Origin of the sequence: Ralstonia insidiosa (assembly GCF_008801405.1) — a bacterium.
Taxonomy (GTDB): Bacteria; Pseudomonadota; Gammaproteobacteria; order Burkholderiales; family Burkholderiaceae; genus Ralstonia; species Ralstonia insidiosa.
This window is the reverse complement of record NZ_VZPV01000001.1, coordinates 79,288-98,015: the sequence shown is the minus strand read 5'-3', so window position 1 is coordinate 98,015 and position 18,728 is coordinate 79,288. Positions and strand designations below refer to the sequence as shown.

Annotated in this window: 17 protein-coding genes and 1 pseudogene; 11 read left to right on the top strand and 7 right to left on the bottom strand. The window is 61.5% G+C overall.

What is annotated here, in order from left to right:
- Positions 1-49 precede the first annotated feature (49 nt).
- Positions 50-463: a carboxymuconolactone decarboxylase family protein gene (locus F7R11_RS00465; protein WP_104577658.1), complete on the bottom strand. Its 414-nt coding sequence runs from the start codon at positions 461-463 to the stop codon at positions 50-52.
- A gap of 103 nt (positions 464-566) precedes the next feature.
- Here F7R11_RS00465 and F7R11_RS00460 point away from each other — a divergent pair, with 103 nt between their 5' ends.
- The gene (locus F7R11_RS00460; RefSeq protein WP_208636676.1) at positions 567-1,202 is read left to right on the top strand and encodes a TetR/AcrR family transcriptional regulator; all 636 of its coding nucleotides are present in this window, start codon (positions 567-569) and stop codon (positions 1,200-1,202) included.
- A gap of 631 nt (positions 1,203-1,833) precedes the next feature.
- Here the strand turns inward: F7R11_RS00460 and F7R11_RS00455 are convergent.
- Positions 1,834-3,371, bottom strand: a protein-coding gene (locus F7R11_RS00455; protein WP_104577657.1) for an IS3 family transposase whose coding sequence is annotated in 2 segments (ribosomal slippage) — positions 1,834-1,868 and positions 1,868-3,371 — 1,539 coding nt in all. Because the reading frame shifts where the segments join, the coding sequence is not laid out codon by codon here.
- A gap of 249 nt (positions 3,372-3,620) precedes the next feature.
- Positions 3,621-4,145, bottom strand: coding sequence for a MarR family winged helix-turn-helix transcriptional regulator (locus F7R11_RS00450; protein WP_104577656.1), 525 nt, complete (start codon positions 4,143-4,145; stop codon positions 3,621-3,623).
- A gap of 134 nt (positions 4,146-4,279) precedes the next feature.
- On the opposite strand from F7R11_RS00450, the gene badH reads away from it, so the two are divergent.
- The 8 genes and pseudogenes from badH (at position 4,280) to F7R11_RS00415 (ending at position 12,081) form a co-directional block, all read left to right on the top strand.
- Positions 4,280-5,050 (top strand): 2-hydroxycyclohexanecarboxyl-CoA dehydrogenase, encoded by a 771-nt coding sequence (gene badH / locus F7R11_RS00445; RefSeq protein ID WP_104577655.1) that lies wholly within the window; start codon positions 4,280-4,282, stop codon positions 5,048-5,050.
- A 34-nt stretch (positions 5,051-5,084) separates the two neighbouring features.
- Positions 5,085-5,867 carry a 2-ketocyclohexanecarboxyl-CoA hydrolase gene (badI, locus tag F7R11_RS00440; protein WP_104577654.1) on the top strand — a complete coding sequence of 261 codons (783 nt, stop codon included), beginning with the start codon at positions 5,085-5,087 and terminating at the stop codon, positions 5,865-5,867.
- A gap of 76 nt (positions 5,868-5,943) precedes the next feature.
- Positions 5,944-6,255, top strand: a pseudogene (locus F7R11_RS00435) (acyl-CoA dehydrogenase family protein); the annotation flags it as partial.
- A gap of 13 nt (positions 6,256-6,268) precedes the next feature.
- Positions 6,269-8,248, top strand: a complete 1,980-nt coding sequence (locus F7R11_RS00430; RefSeq protein WP_104577653.1) for an AMP-binding protein — start codon at positions 6,269-6,271, stop codon at positions 8,246-8,248.
- On the top strand, positions 8,245-8,556 hold the full coding sequence (locus F7R11_RS26970) for a hypothetical protein (RefSeq protein ID WP_104577652.1): 312 nt from the start codon (positions 8,245-8,247) through the stop codon (positions 8,554-8,556). The genes F7R11_RS00430 and F7R11_RS26970 overlap by 4 nt, the downstream gene beginning before the upstream one ends.
- Positions 8,557-8,635: 79 nt before the next feature.
- Positions 8,636-9,952: a GntP family permease gene (locus F7R11_RS00425; RefSeq protein ID WP_104577651.1), complete on the top strand. Its 1,317-nt coding sequence runs from the start codon at positions 8,636-8,638 to the stop codon at positions 9,950-9,952.
- A gap of 630 nt (positions 9,953-10,582) precedes the next feature.
- Entirely contained in the window at positions 10,583-10,882 is a 300-nt protein-coding gene (locus F7R11_RS00420) for a hypothetical protein (protein ID WP_104577650.1), read from the top strand.
- Between the two features lie 65 nt (positions 10,883-10,947).
- A complete protein-coding gene (locus tag F7R11_RS00415; protein ID WP_104577649.1) occupies positions 10,948-12,081 on the top strand; it encodes a porin in 1,134 nt (377 codons plus the stop codon).
- A 344-nt stretch (positions 12,082-12,425) separates the two neighbouring features.
- Here F7R11_RS00415 and F7R11_RS00410 read toward each other — a convergent pair whose 3' ends face one another.
- Positions 12,426-13,559, bottom strand: coding sequence for a toxin-antitoxin system YwqK family antitoxin (locus F7R11_RS00410; protein ID WP_104577648.1), 1,134 nt, complete (start codon positions 13,557-13,559; stop codon positions 12,426-12,428).
- A 119-nt stretch (positions 13,560-13,678) separates the two neighbouring features.
- Complete coding sequence (locus F7R11_RS00405) at positions 13,679-15,613, bottom strand: cell wall anchor protein (RefSeq protein ID WP_249042854.1); 1,935 nt, start codon at positions 15,611-15,613, stop codon at positions 13,679-13,681.
- A gap of 307 nt (positions 15,614-15,920) precedes the next feature.
- On the opposite strand from F7R11_RS00405, the gene F7R11_RS00400 reads away from it, so the two are divergent.
- A complete protein-coding gene (locus F7R11_RS00400; protein WP_104577700.1) occupies positions 15,921-16,235 on the top strand; it encodes a helix-turn-helix transcriptional regulator in 315 nt (104 codons plus the stop codon).
- 24 nt (positions 16,236-16,259) lie between these two features.
- On the opposite strand, the gene F7R11_RS00395 is transcribed toward F7R11_RS00400, so the two are convergent.
- Positions 16,260-16,562, bottom strand: a complete 303-nt coding sequence (locus F7R11_RS00395) for a hypothetical protein (protein ID WP_167317199.1) — start codon at positions 16,560-16,562, stop codon at positions 16,260-16,262.
- Between the two features lie 197 nt (positions 16,563-16,759).
- Here F7R11_RS00395 and F7R11_RS00390 point away from each other — a divergent pair, with 197 nt between their 5' ends.
- The gene (locus F7R11_RS00390; protein WP_104577646.1) at positions 16,760-17,725 is read left to right on the top strand and encodes an IS5 family transposase; all 966 of its coding nucleotides are present in this window, start codon (positions 16,760-16,762) and stop codon (positions 17,723-17,725) included.
- A gap of 269 nt (positions 17,726-17,994) precedes the next feature.
- Here the strand turns inward: F7R11_RS00390 and F7R11_RS00385 are convergent, their stop codons facing one another.
- Entirely contained in the window at positions 17,995-18,723 is a 729-nt protein-coding gene (locus tag F7R11_RS00385) for a glycine zipper 2TM domain-containing protein (RefSeq protein ID WP_104577645.1), read from the bottom strand.
- Between the last annotated feature and the right edge of the window lie 5 nt (positions 18,724-18,728).

Genomic DNA, 18,728 nt, shown 5'->3' with positions numbered 1-18,728 from the left:
CATGTAAGATCGATACGCGCCCCGGGGACGCCAGTGGGAGGCACTGGCCTCAGTCCTCGGAGGTCCTCGGAGCGAGCTCTCTCTCTGCCATGACCTCCTTGAGGAGGGTCAGTGCGTTGAGCACTCGTGGGAACCCGACATAGGGTATGCAATGAATCAGGGCACCGACGATCTTTTCCTTGGTCAGGCCCACGTTGAAGCCCACATTGATGTGTAACTTCAACTGCGGCTCCGTGCCCAGGGCGACCAGCGTGGAGATAGTCACCATCGTCTGTTCCTGCTGGGTCAGGCTCGTTCTGGAATAGATGTCGCCGAAAGCGAAGGAGACAATGTAGTCGGACAGTTCCGGGTCCAGAGTCTTGTAGGACTCCACGAGCTTGACGTGATCGAAGGTGTTGGATGGGCTGCCGGAGACGAGCTCCATCATGCGATCGAGGCCCCGCTGATACCGTTCAGTGTTCATGATTAACCGCTCCTGGTTTGTTGCTGGATAAGGATAGTGTATGTAAGAAAGATGAAAACGATACGCTACGTATCGTTTTAATAGTAGCATCGAGCGAGCAGATATGGAAGACCATGATCGAATGACTATTTCAAGCGCGGGGGTCGATAGTGCGTCCGCAGGCACGCAATCTGGCCATGCCTCGCGGCGGTCTCGAAGCGAGCGAGCGGTTTTGGACGCGGCTCGAGAATTGCTCGCAGAAAGCGGATTCGGCAGCCTGACCGTCGAAGGCGTTGCTACACGGGCGGGGGTGGCCAAGACCACGATTTACCGTCGCTATCGCTCGAGGACGGATCTTGCTCTTGCGGTCCTGATAGAAGGGGTCAGTGATGTAAATTCCCAACCGTATGTGCAGGACACGACCACCGAGCTGGTCTTGCTGGTCAACAGGACCATCCATCTCATGAGCACCACCCTGTGGGGCCGGGTTATGAAGGGCCTCGTTTCGGAGGTCGCCGCCGATCCTGAGCTCGCGCAGGTCTATCGGGAGCAAGTGGTGAGCAAAAGGGTTGCAGACATCCGTCTCTTGGTGGAGCGCGGCATCGCCAGGGGAGAACTGCGGCCAGGGCTTGATCCCGAAATGGTCACAGACCTGTTGCTTGGCCCGATTTACTACCGCCTCTTCCTCAGTGGCTCGCCGCTGGACGAAGACTTTGGAAAGCGGCTTGTCGCCACATTGTTGCCTGCGTTCGCCACCTAGTGGCCGCGAAATGGATCCTTGTGCAATGCGCCAAAAACGACGCATCTGTTGTCGCTAGCGGTGGTGACGACGGCCTAGTCTGGCTGTGACGTCTGGACTCCGATTGGCTTAACCTTCCTTGCCTTACAGCATTTAGCTGTTACAACGAGCGGACATTCTGCATGGGTCTCGCTTGATGTCGGGCCGGCCGGTGGTTGCGCGCCAGCTGGAACACGGCAGTGGCGGCTATGCTGGAATTGCTCGACAATCCCAGCGTTGCCGTCGCTATTCTGGATCGCATCGTGCACCCAGGACACCACCTTGCTCTCAAGGGGGCCATCGCTGAGTGGGCGCGAAGACGAACAAGCATGACCGCTTTCACTCGCGCTCACCAGCCCTGGTGGGTATGCTCTGCGCAGTGATTGGCAGGCACATACGAAGCCACGCGCCCACATCACAAAGGCGGACACGGTCATCTATCGATTCAGTCAGCACAACTGTGGCGGATGCTCTATGAAGGAGCAATGCATGTCCAAACATGCCGTATCGGAAGATCGCACCCAGCGTTCACGAGGGTGCGCGGGACATGGCTCGAGTGTTGTCGCGCAGCTAAATTTGACCCACGGGGGATGCGGCAGAAATCTTGGACTGGTTAAGCGACGATTCCAAGGCTCCTGCGGTACTCGACGGGCTCAGAGCGCCCAGTGAGAGTTTGATCTGCTTTTCGTTGTACCAACGGATATAGGAGTCCAGCGCTTTGATGAACTGCTCGATGGTTGTGGACTGCCAGTTTCGAGGATAGAACAGCTCGGTTTTGAGCCGACCGAAGAGGCCTTCGCACGCAGCGTTGTCAGGCGAGTACCCCTTGCGCGACATCGAGCGCACCAGCTTCGCATCGGCAATGCGCGTCAACCAGCCTGGCCAGCGATAGTGGGCGCCACGGTCGGAGTGCACGACTGGCCGTGCACTGGTGGATGCAACCGTCTCGGTCGCAGCATCCAACATGGAGTTGACCAACTCAGCGTCTGGACGCGTGCCAATCGACCAACTGACGACCATGCCGTCGAAGCAGTCGATCATGGGTGAGAGATACACTTTGCCGGCTGGGATCTGGAACTCAGTGATATCCGTGAGCCATTTCTCATTGGGCGCCGCGGCCCTAAAGTCGCGGTTGATGAGGTTATCTGGCGCTGGGCTGATCTCGCCCAGGTAGGAGCCGTACCGGCGACGATTCGGCGTTACAGCGACCAGGCATTCCTGCTTCATCAAACGCTGCACCACCTTCTCCGAGATGCTGACGCTTTGCTTGATCAGCGATGCCTGCATCCGGCGGTAGCCATAGCAGCGGTGGTTGCGCTCGAATATCTCGGTGATGGTGCGACGTACTTCAACGTACCTGTCTGCCACATCCAGTCGGGCGCGGTGGTAGAAGTACGAACTGCGTGGCAGGCCTACCTCAGTGAGAAGCTCCGCCAGCGTGTACGTCTGTCTCAGGGCATCAACCAGCAGCGTCTTCTCCTGATTGGTCAGGAACTGCCGGTTGATGCCCGTGTCTTTTTTTAAGATTTCATTCGCCTTCTTTAGGAGGTCTTGTTCGAGCTGCGAGCGTCTGATGTCGCGTCGAAGAGCCTCGAGCTGGCGCTCCAACTCCTCCCGTTCAGGGCCTCGCGGCAAATCGTGTTGGCGCTTCATGGATGCTGAAACCTCGCGGCCGAGTAGGTGGTTCTTCCAGTTGTACAACGTTGGCCTGCACACGCCAATTTCCTGGGCCAAGGCGTCTGCACTGCCTTGACGGGTGCACAACGCAATGACCGCAGCCTGCTTCAGCGCAGGAGGGCGAGGGATCCGCTCAGCTCTGCCATCAACGCGCACTCTTGACTCAGGATGGAGTTCCTGAATCCAGGCGGTCAGCGACGCCCGGCCCGGATATCCCAGCGCCTTCATGGTGGCAGCGATGCCCCGTCCATGATCGAGGTAGTGCCTGACAGCCGCCTCCTTTTGCTCTTGAGAATATTTCGGCTTGGGGCGCGCATAGCCCTTTGGAAGATCGAGTCGCCGCTCGTACTCCCGGTACCAACCCTTCAGCGCGTTCTTGGTCGGGTACCCCAACTGACGAATGGTTGCCCTGACGCGCTTGCCGAGCTTGATGTAGAGCTCGACCGCTCGAAGCCTGTCCTCGAACGAATACATGAACTACCTCCTGGTAGTCCAAGTTTTTGTCCGCACCTCCCTTGATCAGGCAGTGGCCGCATACGTGCGCTGCTGACCAACCGCATTGGCTGCTATCTAAAGCGGCTCTTTCCCACGGCAGAGATGTCAGTCGACGAAAGTCTCACGCCAGCGACATTGCAGCGAGGTTTGCAATCCGAGGAGCTTGAGCCACTTAGTTACGGAACGCAGGAGCAACCGCCCGTAAGGCCTAGACGACATAGGCCGACCTTAGACTGGCGACTTTGCTTCGTCACCCTCGTCGGTAGAGAGTCGCTCTGCGTCGAGCCGCTGCATGTTCTCGAGGATCTTGAGCAGATAGTGCAGCGTGTGCGTCACATCGTTGACGGAGAAGTCGGTCAGGATCTCTTCGTAGTACCCGTGGATTTTGGGCAGGGCAAGGTCTTGCCACACGTGGCGACCTGAGTCCGTCATCGTGACCACGCGTGACCGGCGGTCCTGCCCGCTCGCGGCGACTGCCACATGCCCATCGCGCTCCATGCGGCTGATCAGACCGGAGAGGTTCTGCCGGCTCACCATCAGGTAGCGCGCCAGATCGCCAATGCTTATGCCGCTCTGTGACTTCTCGCGCGACAGGGCACCCAACACCGCCCACTGCTGTGTCGTTAGCCCTTCTTCCTCGACGGCGCGACTGCCGGTTTTATGCAACATATTTGCACATTGATAGAGCCGAAAGAACAATCTATTTGCGAGATCGATCTTCGTATTTTGCTGGGTTGACATAGGGATAACCATTAAAATTAGAAGGCAAGCGCCTCTTGATATCAACATCCGTCTCGCTTATATTTACGTCAAGATATTGACGTATTAGCGGCAACGATACGACACATCTTTACCTACTCGACCCACTTTTGCAACGGAGACATCTCATGAGCCAACGCTTCGACAATCACACCGTGATCGTCACCGGAGGTGGTGGCGGCATCGGTAGCATCACGTGCCGACGGTTCGCGCAAGAAGGTGCCTCCGTAGCTGTGTTCGACCTCAACCTTGACGCCGCCGAGAAGGTCGCCGCCGACATCCGGTCCGAAGGCGGACGTGCGCTGGCCTTCCGCTGCGACATCACCGACCGCGCCAGCGTGGACGCCGCCGTCATCGCCGCCGAGAAGGACCTCGGCCCGATTGACGTGCTGATCAACAATGCCGGCTGGGACGTCTTCAAGCCGTTCACCAAGACCGAACCCGCGCAGTGGGACAAGCTCATCGCCATCAACCTCACCGGCGCGCTGCACATGCACCACGCGGTGCTGCCGGGCATGGCCACGCGCAAGAAGGGCCGCATCGTCAACATCGCTTCCGACGCGGCGCGTGTTGGCTCGTCGGGCGAGGCCGTGTACGCGGCCTGCAAGGGCGGCTTGGTGTCGTTCTCCAAGACCATCGCTCGCGAGCACGCCCGCCACGGCATCACCGTCAACGTCGTCTGCCCGGGCCCGACCGACACCGCTCTCTTCGCCGAATACAAGGAAGGTGCAGGCAACCCAGAGAAGCTGATGGAAGCCTTCACGCGCTCTATTCCGCTCGGCCGCATCGGCCAGCCCGACGACCTGCCGGGCGCGATCCTCTTCTTTGCCAGCAGCGACGCAGCCTTCGTCACGGGGCAGGTGCTGAGCGTCTCCGGCGGTCTCACCATGAATGGCTGACCCCAAGCCACCCCCAATCTTGGAGATTTCCAACATGAACTTCGAAGACATTCTCTACGAGATCCGCAACGGCGTGGCCTGGATCACCATCAACCGTCCGGGCAAGATGAACGCGTTCCGCGGCACGACCTGCGATGAAATCATCAAGGCGCTGAACAAGGCCGGCTACGACCGCAACGTCGGGGCCATCGTGTTGGCCGGTGCCGGCGAGAAGGCCTTCTGCACCGGCGGCGACCAGTCGGCCCACGACGGCAACTACGATGGACGCGGCACCATAGGCCTGCCGATGGAAGAACTTCACACCGCGATCCGCGACGTGCCCAAGCCCGTGATCGCCCGCGTTCAGGGTTTCGCCATCGGCGGCGGCAACGTGCTGTGCACGATCTGCGACCTGACCATTTGCTCCGAGAAGGCCGTTTTCGGCCAGGTCGGCCCGAAGATGGGCTCGGTCGACCCCGGCTACGGCACCGCGTTCCTGGCCCGCGTGGTCGGCGAGAAGAAGGCGCGCGAGATTTGGTACCTGAATAAGCGCTACTCCGGCGCCGAGGCCGTGGCCATGGGCCTTGCGAACGTGTGCGTGCCCCACGAGCAGTTGGATGCCACTGTGCAGGAGTGGGCCGAGGCGATCTGCGAGCGCAGCCCGACCGCGATCGCGATCGCCAAGCGCAGTTTCAACATGGACACCGCACACCAGAGCGGCATCGCTGGTATGGGCATGTACGCGCTGAAGCTGTACTACGACACTGATGAGTCGCGCGAGGGCGTCAACGCGCTCAAGGACAAGCGTAAGCCCGACTTCCGCAAGTACGCCAAGTAAGCGCGCTTTCCCGTGGGCCTGTCTCCGAACCGCCGTGTCTCTCCGGCCCTGAGGTGTCGCGGAGGCGTTCCGCCAGGAGAACAAGCCGGCCGACATGCAGACCGAGATATCACTCGGTCTGCAGGGTTGCCTGCGCCTCGGCCGCATAAAGGACGAAGGCACGGCCGCCGTGGAGATCACCTCGATCATGAAGCGCAACTCCTGCGGCAAGGCGCTGGACATCGCCCGCGTCGCACGCGACATGTTGGGTGGCAACGGCATCAGTGACGAGTTCGGCGTGGCGCGTCACTTGGTCAACCTCGAAGCGGTAAACACCTACGAGCGCAAGCACGACGTGCACGCGCTGATCCTAGGCCGTGCAATCACCGGCATTGCAGCGTTCAACTGAAGGAGGGCACACCATGCGGGTCGATCCCACTACCGCAGCCGCCATCGTCTGGCAGCCTGACGCGGCCATGGTCGAACAGGCCAACCTGACCCGCTTCATGCGCGCGCTGGGTGTAGGCAGCTTCGAGGCGCTCAACGAGCGCGCCAGCCAGAATCCAGCGTGGTTCCACGATGAGCTGATCCGCTACCTCGACTACCGCTTCGAACGTCCGTACGTGCGCGTGCTGGATATCAGCGAGGGACGGCCCTTCGCGCACTGGTGCGTCGGTGGCGTGACCAACGTCGTGATCAACGGCCTCGACCGCTGGCGCGGCACGGAGCGCTATGGGCAGCTCGCGCTGGTGTGGGAAAGCGAAGACGGAGCGGTGTCCACCTGGACCTTCGCCGATCTGGACCGCGAGACCTGCCGCCTCGCCTGGGGCCTGAGGAAACTCGGCATCGGCCATGGCGACGTGGTCGGCATGTACCTGCCCAACTTGCCGCACGCCGCCGCTGCGATGCTGGCCGTGGCGAAGGTCGGCGCTATCGTGCTGCCGATGTTCTCGGGCTTCGGTGCGGACGCGATCGCGCAGCGCCTGACCGACGGACGGGCTGTGACCGTCATCACCGTCGACGGGTCGCTGCGCCGTGGCAAGCCGGTCGGCGCGAAGGCGGTCGTTGATCAGGCGCTGGCCAACTGCCCCGGCGTGCGTCATGTCGTGGTCCTGCGCCATCTCGAGGCCCCGCACGACTGGAAGCAGGGGCGCGACCACTGGTGGGACGAGCTCTGTGCAGGCGCGCCCGAGGGCGTGGCCGACGTGGCGACTGCGAGCATGCCGGCCGACGCCCCCTTCCTGCTGATGTTCACCTCTGGCACCAGCGGCAAGCCCAAGGGCGTCGTGCACTCGCACTGCGGCTTTCCGATCAAGACCGCGCTGGACCTGTCGATATGCATGGACCTCAAGCCCGGTGACCGCTTTCTGTGGATGTCGGACATGGGCTGGCTCGTCGGGCCGATGCTCGTGTTCGGCGGCCTGCTCGTCGGCGCAACCGTAGTCCTGGCCGAAGGCGCGCCCAACTATCCGCAACCCGACCGCCTCTGGCGGCTGGTCGAGCGCCACCGTGTCAGCTACCTCGGGCTGGCGCCGACGATCGCGCGGTTGTCGATGTCACTGCCCGCCGAGGCGCTGGCCGAGCGCGATCTCAGTTCGCTGCGCGTGATGATCTCTACAGGCGAGCCCTGGACGCCCGAGCCCTGGCACTGGACCTTCGAGCGCATCGGGAAGGGGCGCGTACCGCTGCTGAACTTCTCCGGGGGCACCGAGATGGGCGGCATCCTGACGGGCACCGTGATCCATCCGCTCAAGCCTTGTGCCTTTGCAGGCGCCGTGCCGGGCACAGGCGCGGATGTGGTCGACGCGAGCAGCGGCGAGTCCGTCGGCGTGGGAGTCACCGGCGAACTGGTGATGCGATCGCCCACGATCGGTCTCACCCGCGGACTGTGGCACGACCGCGAGCGCTACCTGGATAGCTATTGGTCGCGGCTGCCGGACCTGTGGGTGCACGGCGACTTCGCCAGCCGCGATGCCGACGGCATGTGGTATGTGCATGGGCGTTCCGACGACACGCTGAAGATCGCGGGCAAGCGCACCGGCCCTGCCGAGATCGAGGCGTTGCTGATGGCGACGGGCCTGTTGGAAGACGCCGTTACCATCGGCGTGCCCGATCCCATCAAGGGAATGGCCGTAGTGTGCCTGTGCGTTGCACGGCCCGAAACCGATAGCGAGTCGGCCGTTAGGACTCTGTCGGCCGCGGTGACCGCAGGTCTCGGCGGTGCCTTCAAGCCTGCCGACGTGGTGTTCGTGCCCGACCTGCCACGCACACGCAACATGAAGCTGATGCGGCGTGTCGTCCGTTCTGCCTGGCTTGGCGAAGAGGTGGGCGACCTGAGCACGCTGGTCAACCCGGAAGCCGTTCAGGCGATCCGTGATGCGCGGCTAGCGACGAAGCCATGACACCTCAGAGTCTGCTCGAGCGCTTCGGCCCGAGCGAAGCGATGGAGGTCGACGTGGTCATCGTCGTCGGTGGCCCGGCGTGCGTGGCCACTGCGGTCCGCTTGAAGCAACTCAACGCCGATGCGTCGGTGGCCGTGCTCGAAAGGGTCGATGGCTTCCCGCGCTGGCAGGACGGACCGGTGTTCTGGTCCCGCCAGTGGAACCGCGCAGCGCTCGACAGCGAGTTGCAGCGCCTGGGCGAAGCGGTCAGCTTCGGATTCGTCGCTGGCAACCTCGCGCTTCTGCTCGGGGCGCCCGCCTTCACCTGATCAACCGATTGTTCAGGACATCTCACCCACCCCTGGCTCGACTGCAGGACAGCCAGACATGACAAGGCATGGAATCGATATGGACCCGCAACTGTTGAGCATTCTCGGAATCGTCCTAGGGCTCGCCACGCTCATCACCCTTGCTCTGCGAGGATGGTCGATCATCCTCATCGCGCCGCTCGCCGCGCTGATCGTGCTGGCCTTCTCCCGGGTCGATCTGCTCACGGGCCTGAACGAAGCCTACATGAAGGGGTTCAGCTCCTTCGCCATGAAGTTCTTCTTCCTTTTCCTGCTGGGAACGATTTTCGGCAAGGTCATGGAAGACAGTGGAGCCGCCGGGAAGATCGCCGACGTCTTGTTGAGGCTGACAGGAAAGTCGAATCAACTGCACGTTGCGATGGCCATCGTCGCGGTCTGTGCCGTGCTCGGCTACGGCGGTGTCAGCGTCTTTGTCATCCTCTTCGTCATCGTGCCGATTGCCCGCCCGCTGTTCAAGGAGATCGACCTCTCGTGGCACCTGTTCCCCGGTATCTATTTCTTCGGCGTCGCGACCTTCGTGATGTCGATGGTGCCGGGGACACCTCAGATCCAGAACATCATCCCGACCAAGTACTTGGGGACGACAGCCACGGCGGCTCCGGCCCTTGGATTGATCGCCGCGTTGTTCGTGATCACGGCGAACTACTTTCTGCTCGGGTGGATGATCAAGCGCTCAAAGCGCAAGGGCGAGGGCTACGAGGGCACGGATCCGGCGGCGGTGAAAGCCTCGCCGGGTCAGGTCAGTGGCGACAAGGCGCTTCCCAGCATCTGGCCGGCATTCATGCCCTCTGTCGTCCTGCTCATTCTGTTGAATATCGTCCAGGTCGACATCGTCTGGGCTCTTCTCGGGGGGATCGCCGCTGGAATGATTCTCCTGAGTCGACACCTGCCCGAGAAGCTGAAGACCCTGACCGGCGGTGCCACCAATTGCGCCCTGCCGGTCATCAATACTTGTGCCGATGTCGGCTTTGGAGCGGTGGTGGGATCCGTCGCTGGGTTCAAGTCCATCTCGAACATGTTGTTGAGCATCCCCGGCACGCCCCTGATCTCGCTGTCGCTGGCCACGCAGCTTCTGTGCGGCATCACGGGCTCTGCATCCGGCGGTCTCGGCATCGCGATGGAGCTCTTCGCGAAGCAGTTTCTGGCGTTGGGTCTCGCCCCCGAGGTGATCCACCGCATTGCCAGCCTCGCAACCGCCGGCCTGGACGTGATGCCACACAACGGTGCGGTCATCACGGCGCTAGCCGTCGTCGGTCTGACGCACAAGCAGGCATACAAGCCGATCTTCATGCTGGCGGTGGTGACCCCGATCCTCACCAATGCACTTGCCATCGTCGTCGCGATGACCATCTATTAAGAACACACACGACCATGGCCCACGCATTATCTGTCGTGAAGTGTAATCAAGATGTGCTTACCGACTATTTCCAGATTGTCGGGACCGTCGAAGCCCATTCAACGCAGCAACTCGGGCAGAAGCGCGACGACTCCCTGTCGACTGATCATGGTCGTCACGATCTCGTGATTTCGCCGCCCGATGAGCGCCATCGACTGCGGCAGCATCGAGATGACCTCGCGCGGGTGATCGCGACCTACCGGCTGAGTCCGAAACCCGCCAGCTACCGCACGATACCTGTGGGCCGATGCAGCGGCCGTGCTCGAGGGCGCCCGGTTGTTGGCGGTCCCACCAGTGCCTCGCCGCAAGCAACCACGCTGCGGCGTCGGCTGGAATCACTTAAATGGTCGCACTGTGCAATTCGGATTGGCGTGCCACCCGTGTGATCGCCCATCGATGCGAGTGCGACTGACGTGCTCGAGCCCTGAGCAGCAGCCCGGACCGGGCAACGCTCACCGCAGCGGTGATCGATGCAGGCGGAAAGCCGATCCTGTTTTCAAGAGATGGTGTGCTTGCCAAGCTCTGAACACGTTCGTTATTCCGGCCAGGATGGATCAGTCGTCCTGCCAGTAGTCGAACAAGGAAAACACGATGAAAAAAGCTGAGGTGTCGAAGGCGATGTCGAAACGCGAACCCGATACGGAGAGTCGGCTGACTCGCCAAGCCAGCGGCTCAATCACCGACTTTACCGAGACCGGCGGCGTGCTGGTGGCCGTCGGGCTCGATGGCTTCGTTCTCGATAGCGAGGATGGCACCGACACCCTGCGCGGCGTCCAACGCCGCGATCGGGCAGCACTTACGGCGGTGGTGTCGAATGCCGCCGGCGAGATCGTCTTGTTCTCGAAGGATGGCGCGATGCCGGTTGCGGAACAGGCAACGGGGGGGCGGTAGCTGCCAATTTCAGAAGCGATCCCGGCGCATCCGGGGAGACTACACAAGAGAGGAGACCGAGCAGCATGAAAATGAAGCATATCGCGGGCGCATCATTAATGGTTTGCGCAAGCACGGCATGGGCGCAATCAAACGTCACGCTCTATGGCTTGGCCGATGCGAACATCGAATACGCGACCAACTTACCGAATGCAGCCGTTGGGGGGAGCTCCGGCCGCCGCGTTGCCATGCAAAGTGGTGGTCAATCTGGCTCCCGCTGGGGGCTGCGAGGCGTCGAAGACCTGGGCAGCGGTCTGTCTGCCCTGTTCGTGCTCGAAAGCGGTTTTGGCGTCAACGATGGCAAGTTGCAGCAAGGCGGTCGCCTATTTGGTCGTCAGGCGTTTGTCGGTCTAAAGATTACGGACGCCGGGCAGTTCACCTTCGGACGTCAGTACACGACGTTGTTCTTGTTGCTGGCCAATTTTCAGCCGATGAGTTTTGCCAACCAATATGAACCGGTTGTGGTCGTCGGCGGTTTGAACTTCCGCTCGGACAACACGGCTATGTACACGGGCACGTTCGGCCCGGTGACCGCCCAGGCTCACTGGACCTTCGGCAACGGTGCGGCTAGCGTGAACCCGACCGGCGGCGGCGGCGGAGAGGTACCCGGCCAATTCCGTCGTGACAGCGGCTATGGTGCCGGTGCGGCTTATTCGGCAGGCCCAATCAGCGCAACCCTCGCCTTCGACCAGTACAGCCCGAGCGTACCGCTTGGCGGTGGTGAGTTTGACTCCGGTACCGTCCGCAAGGCAGTCGTGGCTGGCAGCTACGCCTTTGGCTCGGCCAAGCTGATGGCGGGCTATCGCTGGGGTAACAGCAAGAACGTGAACGGCTCGGTGGCACTGCGTGACGACTACTACTGGGTCGGCGCGAACTACCAGGCCACCAACGCCCTAGGCGTGTCGCTCGAGTATTCGTACCAGAAGATCAAGATCATCAACAGTGCCCCGTCCACTCAGTCGAACCCGTGGCAACTGGCGTTCGTTGCCGACTACGTCCTGTCCAAACGTACTGATCTGTATTTGACCACCGCCTACGCCCGCAATGCCGGCTTGGCCCTGGACCAGGCCGCTGTCGACCTCAATGCAACTGGCTATGGGTTGGCAGCCGGCAAGACCAACATGTTCGGTGCGGCCATCGGCATCCGTCACAAGTTCTGAGTGCGCCGGAAGACCGGCAAGGAGTCCACTACGATGAGGGAATAGCGAACCACATTGGCCCCGAGGCGTGCGCAGGCCGCCGCGAGTTGGTCGGCGAAGCGTCGGTAGGGGAACTTGCGGACCAGCCATTGAGCCGTGATAGTTGTGTAATTCCGGGTGCCGAAGCGGTTCAGAACCCGGAGGTCAGCCGCGACGTGGGGCAGTCACGCACAGAGGCTTCGTAGCTACTGCTCGCGTTTTCGCCGATCCGTGCCAACGAAAAAAAAGAGAGAACCTGGTACGAGGTGCAAGCCTCCGTGGAGGCTTGCGACCAAATCGGTGTGAATTGTCTCGTATGGGGAGCCTCAATGAGGGCGCTTACCAGCGCGGCAGTTGTCGACCCACTCCCAAGCCACGTCATAACTGATCACCGCATCGGCGCCGCTTTCCTTGCGGAAGGCGGTTGCCCAGGCTTGCGTACAGGCGTTGTCCTCCTTTGGCCAATCGGTACGATCTTCCCCTTTGATTGCTCCCTTGGTGTCCGCAATCGTTGGGATCGTGCCCATCGGCGTCGGTTGACTTGTGGGAGTCTCGGGCATCGATTTCACAACCACGTTTTTCTCGAGCCTATCGACCGCGGGTGTATCGCTCGGAAGATGAGCGATACAGTCTGCAATCCAATTCGGAAGCCGCTCGTCATTGGCGTCAGCGGACTCCAGGATGAGTTTTCCGTCTGGGCTCCATTGCAGTAGTGGTGTCGATCCCTTGCATCCTTTGAGATAGCCAGTCTCCGGGTAGAACGTATAGACGTTGCCTGTGATGACGCCGAGGTGGTTGGCTTCCGCGTAGTAAGTCCTCTTGCCGCTGGCGGAGTACTCGATCTTCACGCTAGGATCCTGCGGCGTTGAGCCTCGTTTGAAGACACCAATGGTCTTGCCGGTCCCAGCGTCGTAGTCTTCGCTGAGGGTCAAGGTGCCGTCCTTGTACGTCTTCTTGGAAATCAGCGCACCGCTTGAGACGCTGAAGATTTTCAGGTCTCCCTCGATTCTCCCGTTCGCGATGGTGGCCGTCGCCGCAGGTTTGCCGTTGCCGAGGTTCGAGTAAATCGTCACGTCGCCATCTGGGGTGCCCTTGTTGAAGGACAACTCGTAATATTTGGCGCCGTTGTTTGGGTCTTTGCAGGTCGCCGAGCCATCACGGTATCCATCCTTGACTGACAGATCGCATATGGAAGCCAGCCAGTTGCCTCCATTGAAGTAGGTGATCTTGTTCAGTTCTGCCGTCGCTCCCTGCATCAGACCAACCCACGAGCCGGTGGGGATTGCAGTCTGGAAGGGGACATTGGTGACCTTCCCCGAGAAGGGCGTATCACTATTCTGGGCGTAGATCTTCCCGCCCGAGACGGTCATGTTGCGATAGTCCAGCACGCGGCCAGAGCAGGCGGTGAGCGTCAGTGCAGCCAGTGCTGACGCCAACACGGTAGCGGTATGCAGTTTCATGTGTGTGCTCCGAAGGTGGTGTTCAAAAGAAAAGCCGCGCCTGCAAGCGCAAGCGCGGCTCAATGGCTCCCCGTCACGACGCCCGCATCTGGGTGCGGGTTGCCGTTCTGTGTCATGGGTCAGTTGTTGTATTGCCAGGTGTTGCTGTAATAGAGGCCACCGGCCTGCCAGCCCAGTTGCACTTGCTGGGCGTTGACCGCGCCGCAGCTCGCGGTCGCGGTCAGCCCGCCGAGCGCATTGGCGATGGTCGATGAAAGCGATCCATCGCTGTTGGCGGTCGGCGTGGACGAGTTGATCGCCAAGGCAGATTCCAGGGCGGAGGGCACGCCATTGACAACGGACCTCGGGAACGACGAGGCAAACGCTGCCCACAGATTCGGATACGCTGGGGCGTTGGCCGGGTTGGTCCACGTGACGGTAGCGGGCGTATTGGCCGACATGCACCCCGGCGCTGCGGTGCCAGCCGTCAGGTAACTCGCGACCGTCGCGCTGCTCAGCGTCTGCCACGGCGCGTTGACGGCTGCTGCCGCCGCTGCGTTGGGACCGACATTGAGCACCTTCTGCGGCGTGCCGATGGCTGTCCCGGTCGCGTCGTACAGCGTGACGGTGTAGACCCCATACTGCGCAATGCTGGAGACGTTCACCGGTTGCGAGGCATATTCTGCGAGCCCATTTGGCACGTAGGTGCTGCTTCCCCCCGACAGCGACGCCCAGGACCACTTGTACTGCGTCGACATGCCGATGTCCGGCCGGGGCACCGGGCCGTTGGTGACGAATGGCGCGGTCAATGCTGGCGTGGGGAACGTCAGGCGCGGATTGAACTGCGGATCAATATTGGTCAGGTAGACCCCGCCAGCCGGCAGGCCAGGACCTTGCACCGAGGCCGATGTGACGGTGGTAGTCGTGCTGCCAACCGTGAAGGTCGCGGGAATCCGAATGTCCAGCCCCGATTCGAGACGCCTGTTGCCTGTGTCGGCCGCGTTGAGGAACTGCTTGCGGCCCAGGAATGAGGCGATGTACAGATTGAACTGCTCCTGATTGCCGATGATGTCCCAGGTGCCATCGGAGCGCTGCTGCACGATATCGCTGGCGAAGTTCGCCGCGCCCGTCGCATCGGTGAACAGGAAGTACACCAGCGCAGCATTGCCGGTGATGTTCGGCAGCGAGTTGGGCTTGAGGAACGTCACCGTCTTCACACCCGTCAGCTTTGAACCGGTGGCAGCCAGGCCGGGATGACGCGCCTGGAAGGTGGCGAAGCCCTGGTTCAGATAGCTCGCGTCAATAGCCGTCGAGCAGGCCGAGGCCGTGCCCGCCAAACACTGCCCCAATTGAGCAACCAGCGTTGCCAGATAGTTCGCCGGCTGCGGTGGCACCGCGAGGGGCGCGGCGGAACCAGCATTCTGGTTCAGTTGGATCGCCGTGTTCGGATCAGCCACGCTGGAGAGCTGCAGGCCGCTTCCCGTGGTCGATTGCGTGATGGCCACAGCATCGATGACAGCATCAGCACCCGTCTGGTTCGGCGTAAAGACTCCCCCAATCGGATCAAACGACCCGGCATCCAGCCCCTTGGCAGCCAGGATGGCCGATAGCGCGGTATTGAGCTTCGCCACCGAGGCGGCGACGGCAGAAGAAGACACACCAGCCAGCGCAGAAGACGTTGCCAAGCTTCCCGGATTGCCATCGGCGGTGAGCTGTGCGGTGACGGCCGTGGTCAGCGACGTCACGTTGGCAACGACTGGTGCGGAACTGCCGGTGGCGGTGCTAGCGACCACCGAATACAGCGGTAGCGAGATGCCGGCCGGATCGTTAGCCGCAATCAGCAGCGGAGCAGTAAGGCCCGAGAGCGGCATCGTGTAGCTGCCATTGGTGTCGCTGGTGGTCGATGCAGTGTTGCCCTTGGCATCAACGACGACAACCTTGGCGCCTACCAAGGCCGTGCCGACTGCCACGGTGCCTGTCAGGCTTTGTGGGCTAGCCGCGGGTGCCGTTGTAGTGCCTGCGCCGGCAGTGCTGCTGCCGTCTCCGCCGCCACAGGCAGACAGGACGGCAACCATCACCGCGCTCAACGCGATGGTGGAGAACCGAAGAGTTCGAGTGTTGTTCAATTGATGGACTCCCTTGTTGTTGATGTTGTGCGGAGTGCCTGCCCAAAGCCGGGTTGGCATGCCCGCGTGTGTTGCTTGGTTGCTATGGCTTTCGCTTACCCGGCACACCGCTGCGCTGGAGCCTCTGAGCACGAGAGTGCAGCGGCAGATAGTTGAGTTGCAGTGTGGATACTCATTTCTGATGCTTATAAACATCATTGTAATGGTGTTTATAAGGCGTGGTTCCAAAGGCGTCGTGAAATGCATCCTTTGCCGGATGACTGCGAAACCCAAACCTCGCGACAAGCGCAACCCTGTGGCGACCGCCATTGGTCGGCGTGTCAAGGATTGCCGTATCGAGGCAGAGCTTTCCCAAGAGGAGTTGGCCGACGCCGCATTGCTTGATCGGACGCGGATCAGCGCGATTGAGAGAGGTGTTGCCAATCCGACGGTGGAAACGCTCGCCGTGATATGCAATGTGTTGGGCTTAACGCTTTCAGACCTTTTCGAGCCGCTGAAGCTTTCGCTGACGCCCGAGGGGGAGCGCCAGCCAGAGGTGGAGCCAGAACCTAAGCGGAGGCGGTTGAGGTAGGGGTGGTGGGCCGGGGGAAAGAAATCAGTAGTCCTCTGGCAGCAGCACAGTTGTCACGGATCGATCCCACTCTGTGATGATCCACACCTTCTGCCTATTCCCTAGCAAATAGCTGGATTGCACACGCTGGCTGGTGATGGCCGCGAGGTTGTTCAGAGCGAGATCCTCGGGCGAGAGATCGCCCCAATCCCACCGGGCGTGGCGGTTCAAGAGTATGAAAACCGACATACCTGCCGCAGTTAGTGCGGCGATAGCGCCGGGTGTTGCTACCAGTTGCCCGAGTGGCAGGCGTGGCCGCGTCAATGCGGGTACAGAGGTATCCGTCATGGTGTTTTCCTAAAGATGGGCGAACGCCTGCCTCCAGCAAAGCCGGGTGCAGGGTCGTCGGGATGTGGGAAATTGAGAGAGAAAAAGCCGGGCGCGAAGCCCGGCTTATGCCTGCAATGCCGTCAAGTTAAGGATGGTGTTCAAAACTTCCAGAAGGCTGGCCAGTCAGAGGAAGGTTCCCGAACGGTGAGAAGCCCATAAAGCAAAGCGACCTTGGCCTGGACCTGAGCAACCGACGCACGCGCAAGCAGGTATTTCTCGACGAGATGGAGCGCGTGGTTCCGTGGCAAGAGTTTCTGGCGTTGATAGCGCCGCACGCGCCGGTCAAGGCGACAGGCCGCAAGCCGTTTCCCATCGAGGCGATGCTGCGCATCCACTTCATGCAGCAATGGTTCGGGCTGTCGGACGTGGCGATGGAAGAAGCGCTGTATGACGTGCCGCTGTATCGGCAATTCGCAGGGCTGGGTGGGATGAGCCGGCTGCAAGACCGGGTCAGCATTTTGCGCTTTCGGCATGTGCTGGAGCGGCACCAACTGGCCGAGCAATTTCTGCACACCGTCAACGCGCAATTGAGTGCCAAAGGCTATTTGCTCAAGGAAGGCACAGCGGTGGACGCCACGCTGATTGCTGCGCCGAGTTCGACCAAGAATAAGGACGGCGAGCGGGACCCCGAGATGCACCAGACCAAGAAGGGCAACCAGTGGCACTTCGGCATGAAGGCGCATATCGGCGTCGATGCGGACTCGGGGCTGGTGCATACCGTGGTGGGCACGGCGGCCAACGTCAACGACGTGACGCAGGCGCATGCGCTGGTGCATGGCAAGGAGGCCGACGTGTTCGGCGATGCCGGCTATCAGGGCGTAGACAAGCGCGAAGAGACGCAGACGCTGAAGGTGCGTTGGCACGTGGCATTGCGTCCGGGCAAGCGGCGCGCGTTGGACAGGAGCACCCTGGTGGGCAAGCTTGTCGATGAACTGGAGCGGGTCAAGGCGCGCATCCGCGCCAAAGTTGAACATCCGTTCCGCGTCATCAAGCGCCAATTTGGACATCTGAAAGTGCGCTATCGCGGCTTGATGAAGAACACGCAGCAATTGCATACGCTGTTCGCCCTGAGCAATTTGTGGATGGTGCGCGGGCAACTGATGCGCGAGCCCAAGGCGTAAGCGCAAAAAGCCACCCGGGCGGGCAATCGACGCCTTCATGCTGCACATGGCGCGGTATTCGCGCCAGACTCCATAGCGCTCGCTCCGCTTCGGCTCTGCGTCGATGGCTCAGAGCGATGGATTGAGTTCTGAACAGCATCCTTAAGGGCACAAAAAAGGCCGCTCCGATTTCCTGGAGCAGCCTCTTTGCTTGTTTCTGACTCTGTGCTTAACTGAACCGCATTCGGCCCAGAGGCCGGGTCCTTGCTGCCTGTGGCAGCGTGCAGCAATCAACCCGCTGCCAAATTGCCGTTTTCGACGTGCACGCGGTCGCCGACCTGAAAGCCCGGCGCGGCCTTGTACGTGAAGGTGCGGGTGGCGCCGCTGTCCATGCGCACGCTGACGTTGTAGGACGTGTCGCGGTGGTAGTAGTTTTCGGCCTCGTGGCCTGCGTAGCCGCCGCCCACCGCGCCGGCGACGGTCGCCAGCGTGCGGCCATTGCCCTTACCAACCTGGTTGCCCAGCAGGCCACCCACCACCGCACCTCCGATCATGCCCAGACCGGTTTCGTTGCCTTGCGGCGTGGCGATCGGTGTGATGGCGGTCACCTGACCGGCATACGGGCTGGCGGCCGGGCGCGGTTGCGCATAGTCGGCCTTCGACGATGACGGGTTATGTTCCGCATACGACGGAACCGGACGATGCACCGTGTGCCGCACCGCGTTCGGCTGTGCCGGATAGGCCGGGGCGGCTTGATTGGGCGCAGCCAGCGCCAGTGGTGCGGAAGCCGAAAGCGCGGTCGAAGCTTGCGCAGCGCCGTTCGGGTTGGTACTGCCCTGCGTGGCCTTGGAGGTGGGCAGCACGCCAGTCATGGCAGCCACAGCCGTCAGGCTCGCGATGATCACCGCAATGGCAGCGCCGGCCGCCAGCGGATGCATGCGGCGCGACTGCGGCATCTGGCCCAGCGACGTGCCGGTGTATTGTTGACCCTGGGTGTTCGGTTGCATGTTGTTCATCATCTTCT